Source organism: Robertkochia flava (assembly GCF_020166515.1).
Taxonomy (GTDB): Bacteria; Bacteroidota; Bacteroidia; order Flavobacteriales; family Flavobacteriaceae; genus Robertkochia; species Robertkochia flava.
In genome coordinates, this window is sequence record NZ_JAINZT010000007.1 from 131,055 (window position 1) to 149,173 (window position 18,119).

14 protein-coding genes are annotated in these 18,119 nt (G+C 42.7%); 1 reads left to right on the forward strand and 13 read right to left on the reverse strand.

Translation table 11 applies throughout. The features are described from left to right. Positions 1–70: 70 nt before the first annotated feature. Positions 71–1,525: a serine hydrolase domain-containing protein gene (locus K7R11_RS11790; RefSeq protein WP_224490943.1), complete on the reverse strand. Its 1,455-nt coding sequence runs from the start codon at positions 1,523–1,525 to the stop codon at positions 71–73. 750 nt (positions 1,526–2,275) lie between these two features. Here K7R11_RS11790 and K7R11_RS11795 point away from each other — a divergent pair. Then, complete coding sequence (locus tag K7R11_RS11795; protein ID WP_224490944.1) at positions 2,276–4,174, forward strand: hypothetical protein; 1,899 nt, start codon at positions 2,276–2,278, stop codon at positions 4,172–4,174. Positions 4,175–4,343: 169 nt separating this feature from the next. Here the strand turns inward: K7R11_RS11795 and K7R11_RS11800 are convergent, their stop codons facing one another. The 12 genes from K7R11_RS11800 to K7R11_RS11855 all read right to left on the reverse strand — a co-directional run bounded on the left by K7R11_RS11800 (position 4,344) and on the right by K7R11_RS11855 (position 18,077). After that, a complete protein-coding gene (locus K7R11_RS11800; protein WP_224490945.1) occupies positions 4,344–4,682 on the reverse strand; it encodes a hypothetical protein in 339 nt (112 codons plus the stop codon). Between the two features lie 229 nt (positions 4,683–4,911). After that, positions 4,912–5,640 carry a hypothetical protein gene (locus K7R11_RS11805; RefSeq protein ID WP_224490946.1) on the reverse strand — a complete coding sequence of 243 codons (729 nt, stop codon included), beginning with the start codon at positions 5,638–5,640 and terminating at the stop codon, positions 4,912–4,914. Between the two features lie 380 nt (positions 5,641–6,020). Then, positions 6,021–6,836 carry a CPBP family intramembrane glutamic endopeptidase gene (locus K7R11_RS11810; RefSeq protein ID WP_224490947.1) on the reverse strand — a complete coding sequence of 272 codons (816 nt, stop codon included), beginning with the start codon at positions 6,834–6,836 and terminating at the stop codon, positions 6,021–6,023. Positions 6,837–6,910: 74 nt separating this feature from the next. Next, entirely contained in the window at positions 6,911–8,029 is a 1,119-nt protein-coding gene (locus tag K7R11_RS11815) for a helix-turn-helix domain-containing protein (RefSeq protein WP_224490948.1), read from the reverse strand. A 166-nt stretch (positions 8,030–8,195) separates the two neighbouring features. Next, complete coding sequence (locus K7R11_RS11820) at positions 8,196–9,104, reverse strand: amidohydrolase family protein (protein WP_224490949.1); 909 nt, start codon at positions 9,102–9,104, stop codon at positions 8,196–8,198. Positions 9,105–9,496: 392 nt separating this feature from the next. Then, entirely contained in the window at positions 9,497–11,698 is a 2,202-nt protein-coding gene (locus K7R11_RS11825; RefSeq protein ID WP_224490950.1) for a hypothetical protein, read from the reverse strand. 15 nt (positions 11,699–11,713) lie between these two features. Then, the gene (locus K7R11_RS11830) at positions 11,714–12,493 is read right to left on the reverse strand and encodes a WD40/YVTN/BNR-like repeat-containing protein (RefSeq protein WP_224490951.1); all 780 of its coding nucleotides are present in this window, start codon (positions 12,491–12,493) and stop codon (positions 11,714–11,716) included. A gap of 271 nt (positions 12,494–12,764) precedes the next feature. Further along, a complete protein-coding gene (locus K7R11_RS11835; RefSeq protein WP_224490952.1) occupies positions 12,765–13,706 on the reverse strand; it encodes an alpha/beta hydrolase family protein in 942 nt (313 codons plus the stop codon). Positions 13,707–13,921: 215 nt separating this feature from the next. Further along, a complete protein-coding gene (locus K7R11_RS11840) occupies positions 13,922–14,422 on the reverse strand; it encodes a hypothetical protein (protein ID WP_224490953.1) in 501 nt (166 codons plus the stop codon). 184 nt (positions 14,423–14,606) lie between these two features. After that, positions 14,607–14,984, reverse strand: coding sequence for a nuclear transport factor 2 family protein (locus K7R11_RS11845; protein ID WP_224490954.1), 378 nt, complete (start codon positions 14,982–14,984; stop codon positions 14,607–14,609). 348 nt (positions 14,985–15,332) lie between these two features. Continuing rightward, positions 15,333–17,114: a prolipoprotein diacylglyceryl transferase gene (locus K7R11_RS11850; protein WP_224490955.1), complete on the reverse strand. Its 1,782-nt coding sequence runs from the start codon at positions 17,112–17,114 to the stop codon at positions 15,333–15,335. Between the two features lie 435 nt (positions 17,115–17,549). Beyond that, complete coding sequence (locus K7R11_RS11855; protein WP_224490956.1) at positions 17,550–18,077, reverse strand: nuclear transport factor 2 family protein; 528 nt, start codon at positions 18,075–18,077, stop codon at positions 17,550–17,552. Positions 18,078–18,119 lie beyond the last annotated feature (42 nt).

The following is an 18,119-nucleotide window of genomic DNA, read 5'->3' on the forward strand; positions in this document are numbered from 1 at the left end:
AGTCGATGTAACTTTTAATTCGCAGGTTAAGGCTGCTGCAATTTATTAATTAAAAAGGATGAACTGAATTTTACCGATCACTTACCAACTCGTTAAGCTTGCTTTGTGAGGTAGTATACCCCAATTCGATAGCTTTTTTATAACTGGAGATGGCTTCTTCCGTCATATTGTTCGACTTGTATCCGTCTCCAAGGGAGTCCCATAGGTTCCCGTCTTGAGGATAAATTTCAACATTTTTTTTAAACAGCTCCAGTGCCCAATCTATGTGTTGATCTCTGCCAAGCAGGAAATTGCCAATAGTATTTAAAAGGCTGGAATTCGAAAATTCTTCCGGGTACTCTTCCCTGAGCAAGCTGAAAAGCTCGTCTCTATGGTCTGCCGGGTATTGCTTTATGTAGTCTATGGTAAAGGCATAGACATTATTTTTTATAGGGGCAGGGACGTAACTGTCGTCCAAAACCATTTTTTCTACCTCATAACCAAGACCTTCGACCCTGGAGCTGTTGGCATTGGTAGCATACACGATATAGAGGTCCTCTTCCGGGTACCAGATCATAGTATGGGAGAAGGTCCCGTTGGAACCGTTGTGGGAAATTCTTAAGGTATTTTCATTGGTGGTTCTCACCACCCATCCATAGCCGTAACTGTAGTTGCCTTCGGGTGCGGAAATATAAGGTGTGGTTAACTTTTTAAACGATTCGGGAGTCAGGATGGTATTACCCTTTAATGCTTTATACCAAAGTAACAGATCTTTTTGTGAAGCATTGATCCCTCCATTTGCGTTGAGATGCCAGCTTATATCCCCGGAGGCTCTGTACCGGGTAACGGGTGAGCCAGTCTCGAGTACATTCCTGTTGTAACCATGGGCCAGTTTTGTTGTGTCCCAGTCGGGAAGGAGGTACCCGGTTTGTTTCATTCCGGCCGGGGTAAAGAGATATTGGTTCAGAAAGGCCTCGTAGGGTTGTTCAGATGTGATTTCTATGATCCGTCCTAAAACGCTGTACCCGATGTTGGAGTAGGAGTATTTCGTGCCGGGTTCATGTAATAATTCGGTTGCGAATAGCTGCTTAAAGAATTCCTCCCGGGTGATCTCATCAAAGTCATTACCTATCGCGTCCGGCAGGCCGGCCGTATGAGTAAGCAATTGATGGATGGTGATATTTTGTTTGTCGGCAGGAAGGTTTTTGAAATACTTACTGACAGGATCATCAAGGTTGAGTTTTCCTTGTTCTGCAAGTTTTAAGATGGCCGTAGCGGTAAATTGCTTGGTGTTCGAACCAATATCAAAAATGGTGTTGGGGGTATTTGCGGTCTGGGTGTCCTTATTCGCAAGTCCGTACCCCTTGTTAATGATGGTCTCTCCGTTTTTAACCACGGCAATGGCCCCGGAAAATCCATTTTCTGATCCGGCTGACAGGTAGGAATCTATTCTTGAATTCAGGGGAGCAGCGGCAGATGGTTGTTGGGCGAAGGTGTTTACCACAGTAAAAGTAATGGCAAGAAAAAGGCCTAAAGGGTGGTTCATCTTTTGGTTTGTTTACACAGTAAGACGAACAGAAACCATTAAAAGTTACATTTTTATGTGAGTTTTATTTTGGGTTTTAAATTCAATTGAAGATTAGTGTTCTCCCACCGGGCACCTGCTGAATTCTGTCTTTTAAACCACGTATTTGGAGCGGTATTCCAAGAGGAAGTATACTTCTCAATCGCCTAATCCCTGTATCCCCGTTTCCCTGCATCCCTGTCTCCCTGCATCCCCGTTTCCCTGCATCCCCGTTTCCCTGAATCCCCGTTTCCCTGCATCCCCGCATAAAACCCTATTCCTATACCAACCCCGAGTAGGGCGACAGAACAATTGGGTAGTCTTCAAGTGTTCCTCTGTGTGCATATCAAATTGGATTTGATTTTAAGGTTAAGTGATTTTCTGATCAGAATCTGTCCCGTATTACCCTGATTGTGCTGCTATTTTCTTATTTATATTGACTTTTAAAGGAAAGGCTAAAGGGAGGTATGGCTTGTTTAAGCCAAGGATGTAAATCCCGAAGGAATACCCACTTACGTTCTCTTGTAATTGTCGGCTTGCATATTTTTATGTATTTCCCGTCCTTCAAATGGTTTTCCTCAGGTGGAGTTCGGCAGGGTTGATGACATAAAGAAAAAGGCAGAATTAAAAACCGGGATTAACTCCCCTTTAAAATGTGCTATACTTCTGATTTTGTGTACATTATATTAATCGTATTCTTATCTTTAGGGTACACTTTTACAAACTACTATGATGTTACGCTGGCTTTTATGTACAGGGTTGTTGATATTATTTCTGCCTGGAAGAGCATCCGACGGAATTCCCGAAGCGACTCCTGTCTGGGTATATCCCGAACACAGGGAGATCACGGCCCTGGCCATTAATAATTTAGATCCCGACCAGAGAACTATCCTTGAGCAGATGTGGGCCGAGGTTCGTATTGGGTATGAGACCCGGTTGTCTGCTTCAGCTGTTGATCCCGAACATGGGTTAGATTCGGAAGTACTGGACCTGGCTTCCTGGCCGGCTATCGCCGGCGACCATAGTTGTTCTCCGGTGCAATTAATGGATATTATACTTTTGAGCGACTGGATATTGAACGTAGACCGGATCGCTACACGATTGCGGAATGATCTCGACGAGGCAGAACGGGAGGATCAGATCATCAATGCGATACGAAATTCTGATATACGATTGCAACGGGCAGATCTGGACTATGCGACAAGGGCAGGGGCTAACAACGTGCACTTTCTTTTAGAAAGGAATGCTGTTGACGAGACGGCTGAAGATTATATGAAACGGTCGCTGCAGGCAGGGGCTCCCCTCAATGCCCTGGGGGCCTATGCGTTTTTCCATACCAAGGCATTGGAAAAAGTTACTCAATCTAAATTACCCAACCTGAGACAGGAGCAACGATCGGCCATCCTGAGGGCGGCATTGGCCAATGAAGCCTTTGCCCTCCACTTTATCGAGGACGTGTTTGCTGCCGGGCATACGGCGGGAACCTGGGGTGTTGCGGCGCAGCGAAAAGGAACACACGATCACTATAATGAGGCCGGACTAGAGGTGGAAACCTGGGATAATGAGCCCCTGGTGCTTACCGGAGACGCTTATATGCGGCCGGAGGATGCCATGGTAGCTGCCAAAGCGGTTCAAATAAGCCTGGAGCAGTTGGTATCAGCAATGACAGCAGGAGCAGGCCACCTCCCTGTACCCTCAGGAAATCTCGAATTCTCTCCCGAAACATTCGATGTATGCACAAATAGCGAGATGCCCAAAGTCGAATTTGACCTGGAGCTGCTCGACACGGTGTTGATGAGTACCCCAAAACCAGGGCTCTCTGAGGGATTGGGGCAATTGAATCGTTTTCGCACCGAATTAGGCCCTTTCATTGGCGTATCATCATCATTGGAGACCAGCTCCCTCGATGGGGGGTTCGGTACCGATCAAAATGAAGCCGCCCTGATCGGAACTATTGAAGCCAACCTGATCTTTGGTCTCGGCCTGGACGGGGTGATGAACCAGGCGGGAGACGGACTGACATTCTTCCAGGTGGGCTGGCGACAGGATTCGGCGACCACCAGCCAGTTTACCGATCCGGAGTCCACCTACCAGGGGAGCTCCATAACCTCTACCATCCCGGGGCGTTCTGCCTTCAACCTGCGCATGCGCATGCCTTTCTGGCTTATCCCCGGCGATCTCATCCTGGTGGCACCTATTCTTTCATGGGCCTCGCCCAAAACCTTCCAGCGCATGGCCGTTACTGCAGGTAATGGAGGGGTTATTCCATGGCAATCGGGTATATCCACCCCGATCGGGCGCTTCCAGTTCGTCCTGGGCAGGGAAGTAGGGGTAACCCTGTACGGAAGGGGTCGGATCAGGGAATCCCTGATTATTCCCACCAATAATTTTAGCGATCCCTACCTGGTAACTTATAGGTCCACCAAATGGGACTTTCCGTTTTTAGAGTATCAGCCCACGAGAATTTTCTCCAACACCCAAAGTGCGATATTGAAGCTTCAGTTTTCTGTAGGGGTGGACGTGCCCTCCAGGGAGCAGGTCCTGGCGCCGGAAGCCGCAACCGATATTGAGCTTGGAAATGTGTGGTATTTGGGCATAAGAACAGTATTTCACTGGAGGCGTTATCTCTGATCCTTTTCGCGACCGGAATCTTGCATGCAGCATAGCATTCAGCAGGAAATGCGGTGCCGTCACAGGAACGGGTTCCCAGATCATGTCAGGATATACCGTGTAATAAAAATATAAATCAGGATCAAGACGATTTGGAATCTATGGACTTAAATTCTTATAAACTTTCACGTCATGTCACGGTGCGGTAGACCACCATAAGGAGTCCGACAAAAAAAATGGTAGTAAAGATGACCTTATTATGTTTAGCCAGCCAATTGGGTAAAAAAATATCAAAATTATCTTTCTGAGAGTCCGAATAGTTACGTGCAACAACGGTTAACGGACAGGACATCTTAAACAATACTAAAATAAGCCCTTCCGCAATGATAAGACCTATACCTATCCAGGTGTAAATCGTTACAGTGTTGGTAATTCCCGCGTACAAAATGTAAAAGATAACCGCTACGAAAAACCCCCAGATGAGGGTATGAAGAACCTTAATAGCAAGGAGTTTATGAGTTGGTTTCATACGATGTTTTTCCTGTAGGGTACACCAGGGTAAGACGATGCTCCCCCCGGGATTGGTTCAGATGTTTCATCTGTTGGTTACCTAAGCCCCTGTTGAGACATTAAATTAATGGATTTTAAGTAAAGAAGCCAGCACAATTGTCTGTCATCCTGGTTGTGAGCATGCATCTATTATTTTAGCGGATGATGTAGTTGGGTACCTGTCGGCCGGTTAATACCAGGTAGGAAGGTCATAACCAGGGTTGTGCTTTTGTTATTTCTTTTTGATACCGGAGCAGGACTTTTAACAGTTCGCTGCATTCATCAGATACATTTTCTACAGATCTTAATCTTCCATTCGCAAAATTTTTTCTGATGGTATTAGCCACTTTGGGTTCCCTTAACAATAGTTTTATTTCCTCACCGGAGGAAGAGTTAATGTTTTTCAGTCTTTCTTTAGCCATAGTAAATATTTCACGTGTCGCTTCCCTGTACAAATTCTCATCCTGTAGAAAGAGGTCATAGGTGTAATAGATACCTACTATTTTTTTTCTGAGAACATCATCTTTAATGATATCCAGATTGCTACTGCTTTTCATTTCGTCAATAGTAGAAGTGCTTGGAGAAAAAATTTTGTAGGGATTCCATTGGTATAGAAAATACCTGGGAAGGGAATCCATTGAAAGTTCAGGATGGTTTAATAATTTAACTATGGAATCTTTGGCATTGGAAGTTAGGGTAGCCTCTGCATAAACACTTTGAAGATTCGTAGAATCTTTTCTCAGATCACTTATGATATCGGTAATGTATCTAACCTCAAGATTTCTGTTTTGAATTTCATGCTGCCGGTTATTAATGGAAAGTGCAATGAGAATACCTATGACCACGAGAAAAATTTCTCCAAAGGCATATTTTAAATAGTTTACGATCTTACCTTCCTTTAAATTCGTCTTGCGAATATTTCTGAAAAATTTTATCATCGGTTATAAGTTGGTCATGTGGGAGTTCATAGGTAAGGCTTTGCGCTCTTGCTATCCTTGACCGAGGTAGGCGTGGAGGCCGGTAACCCGTAAAGAAGCCTTTTCTTTTTGTAATTAGTTCTCCATGAAGATAAAGAAAATAGTCTGATTCTTACAGAATTGGAGCGCTACGATATTGTAAAGGTTTCAGGCTGATCTTAGACCAGCCTGAAACCTGTCGCAGCCCTGATTTCCCGCAGATCACTCCGTTTAGTTATGTATAACCTCTTCTTTACAGTATTCTTATATGCTTTTCCTCTTCACCACTTGAATTGCCAAGGTGATTCATGGCTATCGTAAAGAGTGAAATCCCACATAGTCTTTGTTGTAAAAAGGATAGCCTATTGCACTTTGGCAACCTTATGATTAACAAATTTCTTAGTGCTGAGAACGCCCCGGAACAACACAATACTCCCTGTTACCAGCATGAATAACAGCACAAGGGTATTCAGGGTGTTCGCCTCTCGCAGTACGTCCGGGGAAAAATACAACAGTAAAAAGCTAATCATATCTACCAGGAAATGAGCCATAATAACCACCCCTGTAGATCTTAAGTGGTCTGCAACATAACTAAACAGAACAGAAACCAACAGGTAGGGTATCAAGAGTGGCAAGGGTAGAAAGTGAAGCGCAGCGAAGATAAGTCCGGTCAGGGCAAAACCTATCCACCTTCCATAACTTCTCACCAATACATTTTGAATATGGGCCCGGTACACTATTTCTTCTATTAACCCTGCTGAAAAGGCCAGCACAATGAGCATAGGCACTGCAGTGGTGGCTTTTAAAGCCGTAAAGCTTTGTATGTAGACCAATTGCTCGGTACTCTGTATATCAAATGCATAAGAAAAAAGAGTGATGATGGATGGGAGAATCAGGATAATGGCCAGAATAAATGACCAGTTTAAAGGGCTTTTATAATCAAAACAAAATGATAACCGGACATCCGATTCCTTATCAAATTGTGTATATCGTTTATTGAGTTTATAGAAGAAATACAAGAAGAGGGAGACCAGGGGAACAGACCACGGCCATTCATTTCCATATTGGGCATTGATACCGATCAAACCCTGAATAGCAATAATTATCGGGTAAAGCAGCACAATGTTCAGAAGGATGGCTTTTACCCAGGCAGGCATTTTTTTCCAAAGTGTTTTCATTGTTATAGATTTTAATTACAATGCAAACATGTTCAAATAAAGCCGTTTAGACGTCCATTTAAGATTAAACGGACTTATTTATGTGTACTTCTGTACTGTTTAGGGGTAAGGCCGGTTTTTTCCTTGAAAATTTTATTAAAGGTAGATTTACTTTTAAAGCCATTTTGGTAGGCCAGGACGATGATCTGTTCCTCGGTTTCGATCAACTCTTTTTTTACGCCTTCTATTCTGTAGTGGTTGACCAGGTCATAAAAATTATCGAATTCACTCCACTTGATCAGGTCGGTTAATTGAGCCGATTTTATATCCATATGCCGGGCTAATTTCTTTAAGGTTAATTCTTCATCCAGATAGTATTTTTCTTTTTGTAGCCCTTCTTTTAATTTTTTCAGGAGATCAACCTGGCTTTCGTCCGGATGTGTTTTTTGAGGATTTGCCGACTTTGATTTTCTGCCCAATGATTTTGTGGGTACATACGTCTGGTTTAATAATTTAAAACTAAAGAATACACTAAATCCAACCAATGCAATGAGCACAGCCCCGGCTATATAAAATGAGGGGAAAAAGGGATAGATATATAAAATGAAATAGATTAGAACAGGAATAAAAAACAGTCCGACCCATAAACGGTGAAAAGTGATGATCCAGGTGGCTGTTCGATTGTCGATGGAGGAATAATGGTCAAATAAACGTTGATTGTACAATCTAGCGATCCTCGCGGCTTTATAAATGTAAACCAGGCTTATTCCAAGTACGATAAGAATGTATACACTATCATAAATATCAGCCATGGCCTTACCGTCGAGCATATTACGGACGGCGGATTGATATTCCGCCATGATCGCATTGGGAGCATACATCAATAAATAGGTGGAATAAACAAAAAGTAGCAGGAATGGAACAAAGTGTAACCAATCGGTTCTTTTAAATCCTTTTGGATCCACCAGTGATCGGGTATACAACCAAAACAGGGGGCCGTCCAGTAAGAGCAGGGTTTGATCATAAATGATGTAAAAAGCCGGAGGGGTTTGGTTCACATCAAGTTTTACGTAGATCAGCAAAAACCGTATCAGCCAGAGCAATAACAGCAAAAGGCCAAATTTCTTGGAACTTTTATTGAGTACATCCTTATTGATAATTTGTACACCAACAAATACCAAAATTCCAATAATGCCGGCAATTAAAAGTCTCATTAGTTGATATTAGCTGTTTTTGATGGGGGAATTAGTGAGGTGTAAATTTAGATAAATGGAACAGATTAACAGACCGTTACCAATCAGGCTATGTGCTTTTATACGCGTCCGCTACCCCGGGTACCGGGAATCCAGATAGTTGCGTTATAGCCATTGCCAGGTATAGTTATTCCAGTTTCAAAAATCTGGCGGCATTGTTATAGAAAATATCTTCCCTTTCTTTCTCAGTAAGGAAATCCAGCCCATTAAGAAAATCAATCGATTTTTCAATGGCATACGGCCAAACCATTTGGTCAGAACCAAACATCACCCTATCCAGGTAGCCGGCCTCTTTAATGTCTTTTAGAAATTGCTTTACATATCGCTGTGTGTTGGGCTCTACCCAAAGCAAAACAGCGATATCCGTATAGAGCTGAGGGTAATAGGCCATAAGCCGAATGGCGTGTTCCGGCCAATCTTCTCCACCGGCATGCATCAAATAAATCCTGAGTTTAGGATATTTTACCAATACATCTTCTATCAGATAGGGATCTCCAAGAGCGAGCCTTGCTTTCGGCGCCCAGGAGTAGGTGCCTCCGGGATCTCCTCCACCGGTATGTACGGCTACGGGAATGTCATATTTTTCGCAGATCCGGAGGTACGGCTGCCAGATGTCATCACTTAACGTAGTCCCCCCATAATAGGGACCCAATTCACCAAAGATCGTGATCTTCTTTTCCCTGACCAGTTGTTCAAATTTGATGCTATCCATTTCATAATCCTTCGGATCAAACATAAGAATACCCCTGATAATACGGTTGTCCTGATCTTCCCGGGCCCAATGCGCTACGCTTTCAGGACTTCCGCTCACTGCAGCTTTAACAATGTTAAACTTTTTAAATGCAGCAAAGCATTCCTGCATATGGGTTTGAGCATCGGGGGATCCTTTTACCCCGTAAAAATCGGTTGCAGGCTCCCTTACCCCAAAGTCATCCTCTGAATAGGAGTGGACATGCATGTCAATGATCCGGGTTTGCGCACTTACCAACCAAGATTGGGTAAGAATAATTAATGTAACTAAAAGAATTCTTTTCATATCATGCCATTTAATTGTACCTGATGGTAAGGCCATGCACACCCGACATCCCTTTTCGGCAGGAAATCCAACAGGGGTTAAGGCAGGCAGGGTATGCGGCAATTTTAACGCTGTTCCCGGCGGAAACCGAAAGCCTGGTTGTGTTTATGAATTTATAACATTTTGTGGTAAGAAACCAGCTATTTGTCTGCCTGTTGTAAGCAGGTAGATGCACTACCCGCAGTAAGGTAAATAGTTTTGTTATTATCCGGTTATTTCGACAAGTACGGTGTCTTTATGTATTGTTTTTCCGAGCGCATACCGCGATAGATCACTCCCTGTAAAAAACAGCAAGCGGAGTTATAGCCGGGAATAGTGCATATCCAACTAAAAATTTCCTTAGGACCAGGAAACTAATCCAACACATCCTTGATTTGATCCATCTGTTGCAGCAGCTCGTTGTACCTGTCGTAGGCATCCTTACCTGGCAGCTGATCTGCCCTGTTGAGCATACTGTACAAATAGGATATCTGGTCAGTCAGTTGGGGCTGCATATAAATGCCTTCCGCGGTTTGCAGTTTATTCAGTACCTCCTGCAATTCTTTTGATTTCGTCTTGTCTTCAGTGTTTTTTATTTCTTTTTCCAGGGAATCTTCCAATTTTCTTGATGTTTCCAATAGAGACAACACCTTTTCCTGTAACCTGGCTTGCTCGGTTATATCCTCTAAAGAAACACCCACATCTTTTAATCTTGGATCGATCCATAGTTCGAATTCCCGGGTAGCCTTCCATGATCCGGCGGTGAGGGTTACTGTGTACGTTCCGGGGGGTACTATCGGTCCGTTTTTGTATCGTCTGTTGGGCTCTTTATGCCAGGCTCCTGTACTTACAAAATCCCATTCAAAACGGTTCATGCCTTTATTCGTCGACAAACTTTTATTTGTGATAAACCTGATATCTTCCGTAGACATATCTCTTACAGTTGTTGGTTTCTCTTTTAGTTGCGTAGTATCGCTCACTATGTAATACACCACCTTTCCCTTTTCGTCTTTAATTTCAAGGCTAATAGGTTGTTCCGGTTGTTCCGGGAAATGGTAATCAATTTTAACCGAGGGCCTCGGATATTCCGGGCTCGAACTGTTCGATGCACCTGAAGGCATGCGATACTTAAAGGTGTTTTTCGGTTTGAATAAAATATTTTCACCCGTTTTTTCAGGCGTATATTGTCTAAGGGTGGTAATATTATCCAGGATCCAGAAGCCTCTTCCCATGGTGCTCAATACAATATCATCCCGATGAATCTTGAGGTCGGTTACGGTAGTAACGGGTAAATTTTGCTGAAAAGGTTTCCATGTCTTTCCATCATCGAAAGAGACAAACACACCATATTCAGTGCCTGCGTACAGCAAACCTTCTTTTTTAGGGTCTTCACGGATAACCCTGGTAGGGTAATCCATTGGGATGCCATTTTCTCCATCGGTAAGGAGTTCCCATGATTTCCCGTAGTTCGACGTTTTAAAAATATAGGGTTTGGGATCCCCTAACTGCTGCCTTATTACGCTTACATATGCTTTTGCCGGGTTATGTGGTGAAGGTTCCACCGCATCCACCCTTCCTCCGGAAGGCAGTTTTTTAGGAGTTACTTTAGCCCATGTTTTACCTCCATCCTGAGTAACGTGAACCGGCCCATCGTTAGCTCCAACCCAAATTACCCCTTGTTTTACGGGCGATTCCCGAATGGCATAGATGGTACTGTAAAATTCCTCTCCGGTAATATCCCGGGTAATCGGGGCCCCTGATATCACTTGTTTATCGGCTTCAAAGGCAGTTAAGTCAGGTGAGATCGTCTCCCAGGTTTTGCCTTCATCGGTTGTTTTGTGAACGAACTGGCTGCAATGATACACCACAGAAGGATCGTGAGGAGATACGTGAATGGGGGATACCCGTTGAAACCTGTACTCAAGGTCCTTCGGATTATGCCCATACATGAAGGAAGCACCCACATAATACTGCATTTCCATGCCGGTTTCTTTATTAAACACGCCAAACCTGCCCTTGCAATTGGAATAAACAATATTGGGGTTCCCAGGCTTAGGTACTGCCGGACCGGTCTCACAGCCCCCTGTATTGATGATATACCCCGTTCCGGGGGTTTGTACGGCGTAGGGCGCCTGGGTGGGTACAGCAATGGTACTGTAGTTATCCTGCTGTCCGCCATATACCCAGTACGGATACTGGTCGTCTGCTTCTACCTGGTAAATTTCGGCAGTAGGCTGGTTAAACTGGCTTGACCACGAGGCACCGCCATTTAGGGTTACATTGGCCCCACCATCATTGGACTGAATAAAAATGTCCGGATTGTCGGGGTTCATCCACATATCATGATTATCTCCGTGAGGAGAGGAGATCTCCTTCCAGGTTTTACCTCCGTCTACCGATTTATAATAATTGGTAGCCAGGGAATACACTACCTCAGGATTTTTCGGATCTACTCTTAGATTGGTGTAATAAAAGGGTCGTGTTCGTATGCCTTCATCGCTGGAAACCTGCTTGAACGATTGCCCTTGGTCAACCGATTTGTACAATCCACCCTCATCCCCGGGGGCCTCAACCAATGCATAGACGAGTTTTTAATCGGCCTGAGTTACCGCCAGGTCGATCTTGCCGACCAGCTCCTCTGGCAGGCCTTTAGTGATTTTGTCCCAACTCTTTCCACCATCAACTGATTTGTAAATACCCCCTTCCGAAGGAGTTCCTCCACTAATGATGGACCAGGGTTTACGTTCGGCTTTCCACGCTGTGGCAAACAGTATTTCCGGATTTGATGGTAAAAATTCAATATCATAAACCCCGGTCTCTTCAGAGATCGACAACACTTTCTCCCAGGTTTTACCTCCGTTCGTCGTTTTGTAAACCCCACGTTCCGGATTGGACCTGAAGGCCTTTCCAATTGCCGCTACATATACGATATTATGGTTATCCGGGTGAATTCTCACCGCCCCGATTTGTCCGACGTCCGGCAATCCAATAAAATCCCAGGTGGTACCCCCATCAATGGATTTATACATTCCGCGGCCTTCAATGACGTTGCTTCTTAATCCATCGCTACCCGTGCCCACATATACGATATTCGGATCGTTTTGCACCACTGCTATGGCGCCAATGGAAGGTGTTGAAAAGAATCCATCAGAAACGTTCTTCCAATTCTTCCCATAGTCATCGGTTTTCCATACCCCACCTCCTGTTGCTCCCAGATAAAAGGTGGATGGAGCCACCCGGACACCGGCAACGGCAGTAACCCTGCCACCCCGATAGGGGCCTAGGTTTCGGTATTGCAATGCATCGAAGTCTTGTGCAATGGTAGCGCTCGTCATGAGCAGCGCAGCAAAAAAGAATAGAAATCGTAACATGGAATTGATTTTGGTTGGCAAAATATATTTTTAGTGCTCAATAACTTACATCGGTCCTGCTAAACAGCCCTGCCATTCCTTCGGGAGGGGCCAGCAGCGATACTCCTGCCGCTTCAGAAGCAAGGACCGGCACAGCAAGTCATCTGCATTGGTTTTTAATCCTGATCAAGATAAAGAAAATAGTCTGATTCTTACAGTAAAGTAAGCGCTCCTGCCATTCCTTTGGGAGGAAATCCTGCCCGAAGACAGGTGGGTACAGGCAGTGTTAGGATTAGTTGATGATCCATTGAATTGCATTTTCAGACATCTTCCTGTAGTCGTGACCAATATTATTAATTGTGTCGATTTCCCATTTAAATGGCCATTCATTTTGTCCTGCTAGCGTCTTGTTTCTTTGATAGTAATTGGTTCCCCGTTCAAGCCTGTGAGCTCCCTGTTGCATCGCCAATTCTGTAGTTCTAAATGTTCCTAAGGCAGGATCGTTATCTAATGCGCCGAGTAAGATGATTAGTTTTTTATCGTATGCATTTTGTAATTTGTGTTTTTGACTGACTTCAGTATTCTTAAGTCCATAGGGGTATTTAAGATTTTCATCCGGCAGTGTATAAAGTCCGGCATTTGCAGCTATGGCTGTGGTAATCCGGGATTCAGGCATTAGCATGATCATTCTATGAACGAACTGGGCTCCTGCCGAATGACCGAAAATGTAGTAATGGCTATTTGTAATTTCGTTGACGGATTTTATGTGATCGAAGATATTTTCAACTACAGAAAAGGCCCATTCATGTTTTGGGTTATTAGTTCCGAAAAAGGTGAATAAATTACCCTCTTGGTAATCGTTAGTGGTGATATTTGAAAAATTGTTTTCGAATTCCGGGGCAACAATTAACAGGTTATGTGTGTCCGCTAATTCAATCCAGGCATCCAGGTAGTCGGCTGCATTTCTTCCGCCTCCGTGCATTACAAAAACTATTTTGTTTTGGTCTTTCCAATGTTCAGGCTTGTAAGTCCATACCTTAATAGATTTTCTCTCACTATTATTATAAGCATGCATAACAAAAGAGTCTGTTCCAATGTTCAATGTTTTGACCGCGGTAATTTCAGGTCCCTTGGGAAGTACATAGAGATAGGTGTAACCGGCAATAGTTAGTAGAACGAAGAAGGTGAACGCATAGAAAAATACCTTCTTTATTGTGCTAAATGTTTTTTTCATTTTAATTCCAGATTGCATACTTAAATTGATCCTGAATATCAATGTATGACTTGTTTCGGTTAAGCAGGTCAGGCTTATTCACCCTTGCTTTTGGCACTGACAGAGCCATAGTCGCTATGACGGGTTGATTCATCCAGGTTTTGAAACCTAATCTAAGAAAATATTCTAAATGAAGTAGGATGAATTCAATGGCTTGATACACATTGTTGAAGCCGTTAATTTATTATTTCGTTCAGTTTCATGAATTGCATTTTTTGTTCTTTAGAAAGTTTAAGCAACTCAATTATTTTTTCTTTCCTGGGGAATAATAATACCATTGCTATTAATGGTATGATTGCACACATTAAGAATAGTGGATTTGAACTATCTGGGTTAGTTATGATACAATAAAATGCAGCTCCTTCTAAAATCGCAAACCTTATTAGGTAACTCGTAAATAGTTGTCCCATTTTTTCTTTAAGACTGTTTGTGCGATCGTATTTACTGATATACTGTTTAAATAGAATTTCTGAGGCTATTAAACTTCCAGTGCTTATTAATACTGGTATTAAATGACTAATCTCAAAATTTTCAGAAAATTGAAAACTCCATTCCTCTGGAACTTCTAATAAAAATATCATGCTTATTACAGGACCTGCAATTAATGCAAGATGAATAATTGTGAATGTCTGCAGGTAGCTTTTTGGTGTTGCTTGGGATTGTTCTGATTGGTTCATATGGGTGTTATTAATGGGCTACAACGTTAAGGATATGCACCGTGGGGGGGGGGAAGCTGAATCCGACGGAGAAGGAGAGCCTGGTTGTGTTCATGAATTTATTGTTTTTTGGAGTAAGAACCTGGCCACTTGTCTGCCTGTTAAAAACAGGTAGGTAAGTAATAGGCAATGTCGGATACCGGTTTTATCCGTTTAATTCGTTTATTAATTTTCTGGAAACCACGGTGTCGTAAATAATTTTCAGCGTCTTTATTTTGTTTTCAACGTCAAGTTCAATAATATCCACAACATCGAACGCTACTTTCTGATTATTTTTTAAAGTCCACTTATAAGTAAAATAAAGCGCCAGACTATTCGAATCATGCTGTTCAAAAATTCCTTTAAGAATAAGTTCTGAATTTGAGGTGTCATTATTTAATTCCCGGTAAAACACATCGGCTTTTTTAATTCCATAGATAGGCGATTCAACAGTTCCATCATCATTAAACAGATCAATTACCTTTTCCATAGCTCCATTTTCGAGATACCTCAAATATGTTTTTGCGATTTCAGTTTTATTCATCACTTTATTTTTAAAAGTTTACGTACCACATTCAGGCGATGCAATCCCACCTGACACCAGGCACGCAGAAGCAAACCGGACAGTTTTTTTGTTCTGGAATTCAATATAAGAAAATAGGGGCAACATGTAGTAAAAGAATGGTAGATGAAGGCCCGAACCCCTGACGTGTGTCTTTGTTCTTTTCTCTGATACCGTCGTACGGGATATGGAAATGGCAGGTATTTCCCGGAGCGGTTCCTTTGCAGATGTTCAGAAAAAAGCAAGTGGCTTAAAGTGCAGCCCGGGTTAAACCCTTATTCATTATGAACATCGTGCAGGGAGGAATCGGTTGGATGATAAATTTGGGGATTAGTTGTTCTGACCAAACCTGTAGTTTAATGAAAATACGACCTTGCTATTAGATTGGTAGTCCGGAATATACGGGTCATCTTCTTTAAAAATATACATGACATTAATTCCAAGTTGTGGAGTTATCAGGGCTTCGGCAGAAATATAATTTGTATCCAGGTTCAAAATACGGCCATATCTCAAACTATAGTTGTCACTGATGCCGAAACCGCTACCAATGCTCGCGCGTGCAAACACCGTAGGAAATGCAGAAGGGTGGAGGAACCCGTAATTAAAATCGGCATCCAGGTATTTCTTTGGACCTAATCTTAAGTACAGTTCAGGAAGAAAAGTGTTGGTATTTACAGCGTTTTCAAAGTTACTTGCCTCAATTCTTTCTTCATTATTAGAGGGTATCTGACCCAACTGAAATCCAATACCCGCACCGTACCATTTTCTATCGGCTTTCACAAATGGATTCACCGCAAAAATAAATTTGGAACCACTGAACTCTGTGGTTAATCCGCTGCTGCTAACTTGTCCGGCTGAAATATTTGCACCATAGGTGAATTTGGTTTTTTCTTTTTCCACGATTTGGGAATATCCTCCTCCTGCAACCCAATAGGTTGACTCAAAATATTGACCGCTATAGCTGGTTCCGCATTCTGTTGACCTGGGATTATACAATACCTCGTTACTGAAATTCCCAAAGGAACCCCCAACATCGACGCGATGGTATTTATTAATCACCTGTTTTTGGTCGGGAATGGTTTGTGCCAGCACATAGAATGGCAGTAATACGATCATACTTGTAACCCAGCGGTAGGGCTGTAACCGTTTGTCTGTATAAAAATAGTAGAGCGAAAGGAGGATCGCAGGAAGGAATTTGATCCAGATAACGATATTTTCATAGAATGAGAAAAGATCCTTAAATGCAAATAATAAGGCGGAAATAAAAACTATATATATAGCGTCGGCGTGAAGATATGGACCGTTCTGCCGGCCTTTAATCCAGTCTATTTGAAGAAACTTTTCATAAAACAGGAAGACAGCTGTCATTAGAATCCCGCCGCCTAACATACTCCATTGATACAGGTTCAAACCGAAGTAATAGACCTGATTGAATTGCAGACTATCGGGATCTCTAAAGAACATAAGGCTAAAGCGCATGATCAGGAACAAAACAGTCACCAGAAGAATGGAACTGAGGTTTTTGTTCCAGTGTTTATGCGTTCGGAAAATGATAAAGCCAATGAAAAAAAGTGCCATGCTTTCATAAAGCTGAACAGGGTGAACGGGTACCGACATGGCCATACCCGGTTCCATTACACCTTCAGACCAATGATTAAAATGTGCAGGCGTCCCCGTAGGATATCGAACACCCCAAAGTGCCTCGGTACCCCTTCCGTAACAACATCCATTAAGGAAGCATCCTAATTTTATGATTCCCAATACAATGGGGCCTAACCAGGCATACAGGTCAAGTATTGGCCGGTTAAATCCAAATATGCGCTGGGATATGATTAATCCGGTAACAGCAAGGATCAAAGCCCCTACGGCAGATCGGTTAGTGAATACATGTGAATTTGCCTGAAGCGCATAGACCCATTCGGTAACCGGGATGGTAAATAATTTTGAGCCGAGTACGGTGCACAAGGTTGTGGTGGTTAACATTAAAAGCACTGATCTCAAATGGAATCCCCATCTGATGCTTTTATAGATAACCATCACATAGACAAAAGCAAAGGCGAGTACATAAAACAAGCTGAAGAAGGACCCCGGATTTTCAATAGCTATATCCATGATGGAAGTTCCGAATTACAATAATTATTTTCGGGTGGGTGCTATAAATCAAGTGTTTATATCGGGGAGAGTCTTTTAAAGATACGTAATTATTTCGAAATGATCTGCAAGATAACAGGAGCCACTTTCTGTAACAGGTAAAGAAACATTCCCGGGTTTTGTGTTACCAGGTGAATTTAGTTTCGACAGCAATGGTAAGCCTATGGATCCCTGCCATTCTTTTCCCGGAGGAACTCCTGAATGGCGCCAGGAAGGCTATCGGGTGTTTTAAAGTTGTTTCCGGCAGTGAAGGAAAGTCTGGTTAGGCTTATAAATTTTTATTTTATGTAGCAGTACCCAGAACACTTGTCTGCATGTTGAAAACTGGTAGATTAGTTAGCGCCGTAAAGGGTGTCCGAGCTGTTCATAACCAACGATACCATTTCAGATTTGCCCTTAATCATTTTTGTTTTCAGAAGACTCCTGAACTATTTTCTCATAAGCTGCGTTTGTGTAACTGCCCTGTGATCTGGTAATAAGCCCGTTTTCGATTTGCATTACTTCGTAACCTGTCATTTTTATTTTAACACCTCTTGTGTTAGTTCCTTTAAGTGTCCAGTGGAACTCAATACCATTAGCTGTATCTGCCATGCTGTCAAGACTCACAATCATATCTGGAATTTCCTCATGAAATATTTTCGAAATGTATGCAATGGAATCCCTTCCGGTAACAGATATTCCGTCACCATCGAGTAAAATCCCGTTTGTTGAATAAAAATTAGCCAGGTCCATAGGATCTTTACTTGACCAGGCACCTGCATACATTTTTCCAAAATTTGTGAGACTGTCTTGTACAATATTCTGATTGGTTTGGACACTTTCGTCTGGTGGAGTAACAGCAGATTTTTCATGCTTACAACCCATTAAAATGACTAATGCCAGGGTACAAATAAGGCAGGTAAAAGGGTATTGCTTATGTTTCATATCGTTTATTTTTTACCACATATGAAGTTATTTGATTTTTTG

Bases quoted from the DNA above. Each gene is read 5' to 3' on its own strand.
- K7R11_RS11820 (WP_224490949.1), bottom strand. From the start codon at position 9,104: ATGAAAAGAATTCTTTTAGTTACATTAATTATTCTTACCCAATCTTGG.
- K7R11_RS11800 (WP_224490945.1), bottom strand. From the start codon at position 4,682: ATGAAACCAACTCATAAACTCCTTGCTATTAAGGTTCTTCATACCCTC.
- K7R11_RS11840 (WP_224490953.1), bottom strand. From the start codon at position 14,422: ATGAACCAATCAGAACAATCCCAAGCAACACCAAAAAGCTACCTGCAG.
- K7R11_RS11855 (WP_224490956.1), bottom strand. From the start codon at position 18,077: ATGAAACATAAGCAATACCCTTTTACCTGCCTTATTTGTACCCTGGCA.
- K7R11_RS11795 (WP_224490944.1), top strand. From the start codon at position 2,276: ATGTTACGCTGGCTTTTATGTACAGGGTTGTTGATATTATTTCTGCCT.
- K7R11_RS11790 (WP_224490943.1), bottom strand. From the start codon at position 1,525: ATGAACCACCCTTTAGGCCTTTTTCTTGCCATTACTTTTACTGTGGTA.
- K7R11_RS11810 (WP_224490947.1), bottom strand. From the start codon at position 6,836: ATGAAAACACTTTGGAAAAAAATGCCTGCCTGGGTAAAAGCCATCCTT.
- K7R11_RS11815 (WP_224490948.1), bottom strand. From the start codon at position 8,029: ATGAGACTTTTAATTGCCGGCATTATTGGAATTTTGGTATTTGTTGGT.
- K7R11_RS11850 (WP_224490955.1), bottom strand. From the start codon at position 17,114: ATGGATATAGCTATTGAAAATCCGGGGTCCTTCTTCAGCTTGTTTTAT.
- K7R11_RS11830 (WP_224490951.1), bottom strand. From the start codon at position 12,493: ATGTTACGATTTCTATTCTTTTTTGCTGCGCTGCTCATGACGAGCGCT.
- K7R11_RS11835 (WP_224490952.1), bottom strand. From the start codon at position 13,706: ATGAAAAAAACATTTAGCACAATAAAGAAGGTATTTTTCTATGCGTTC.
- K7R11_RS11845 (WP_224490954.1), bottom strand. From the start codon at position 14,984: ATGAATAAAACTGAAATCGCAAAAACATATTTGAGGTATCTCGAAAAT.
- K7R11_RS11805 (WP_224490946.1), bottom strand. From the start codon at position 5,640: ATGATAAAATTTTTCAGAAATATTCGCAAGACGAATTTAAAGGAAGGT.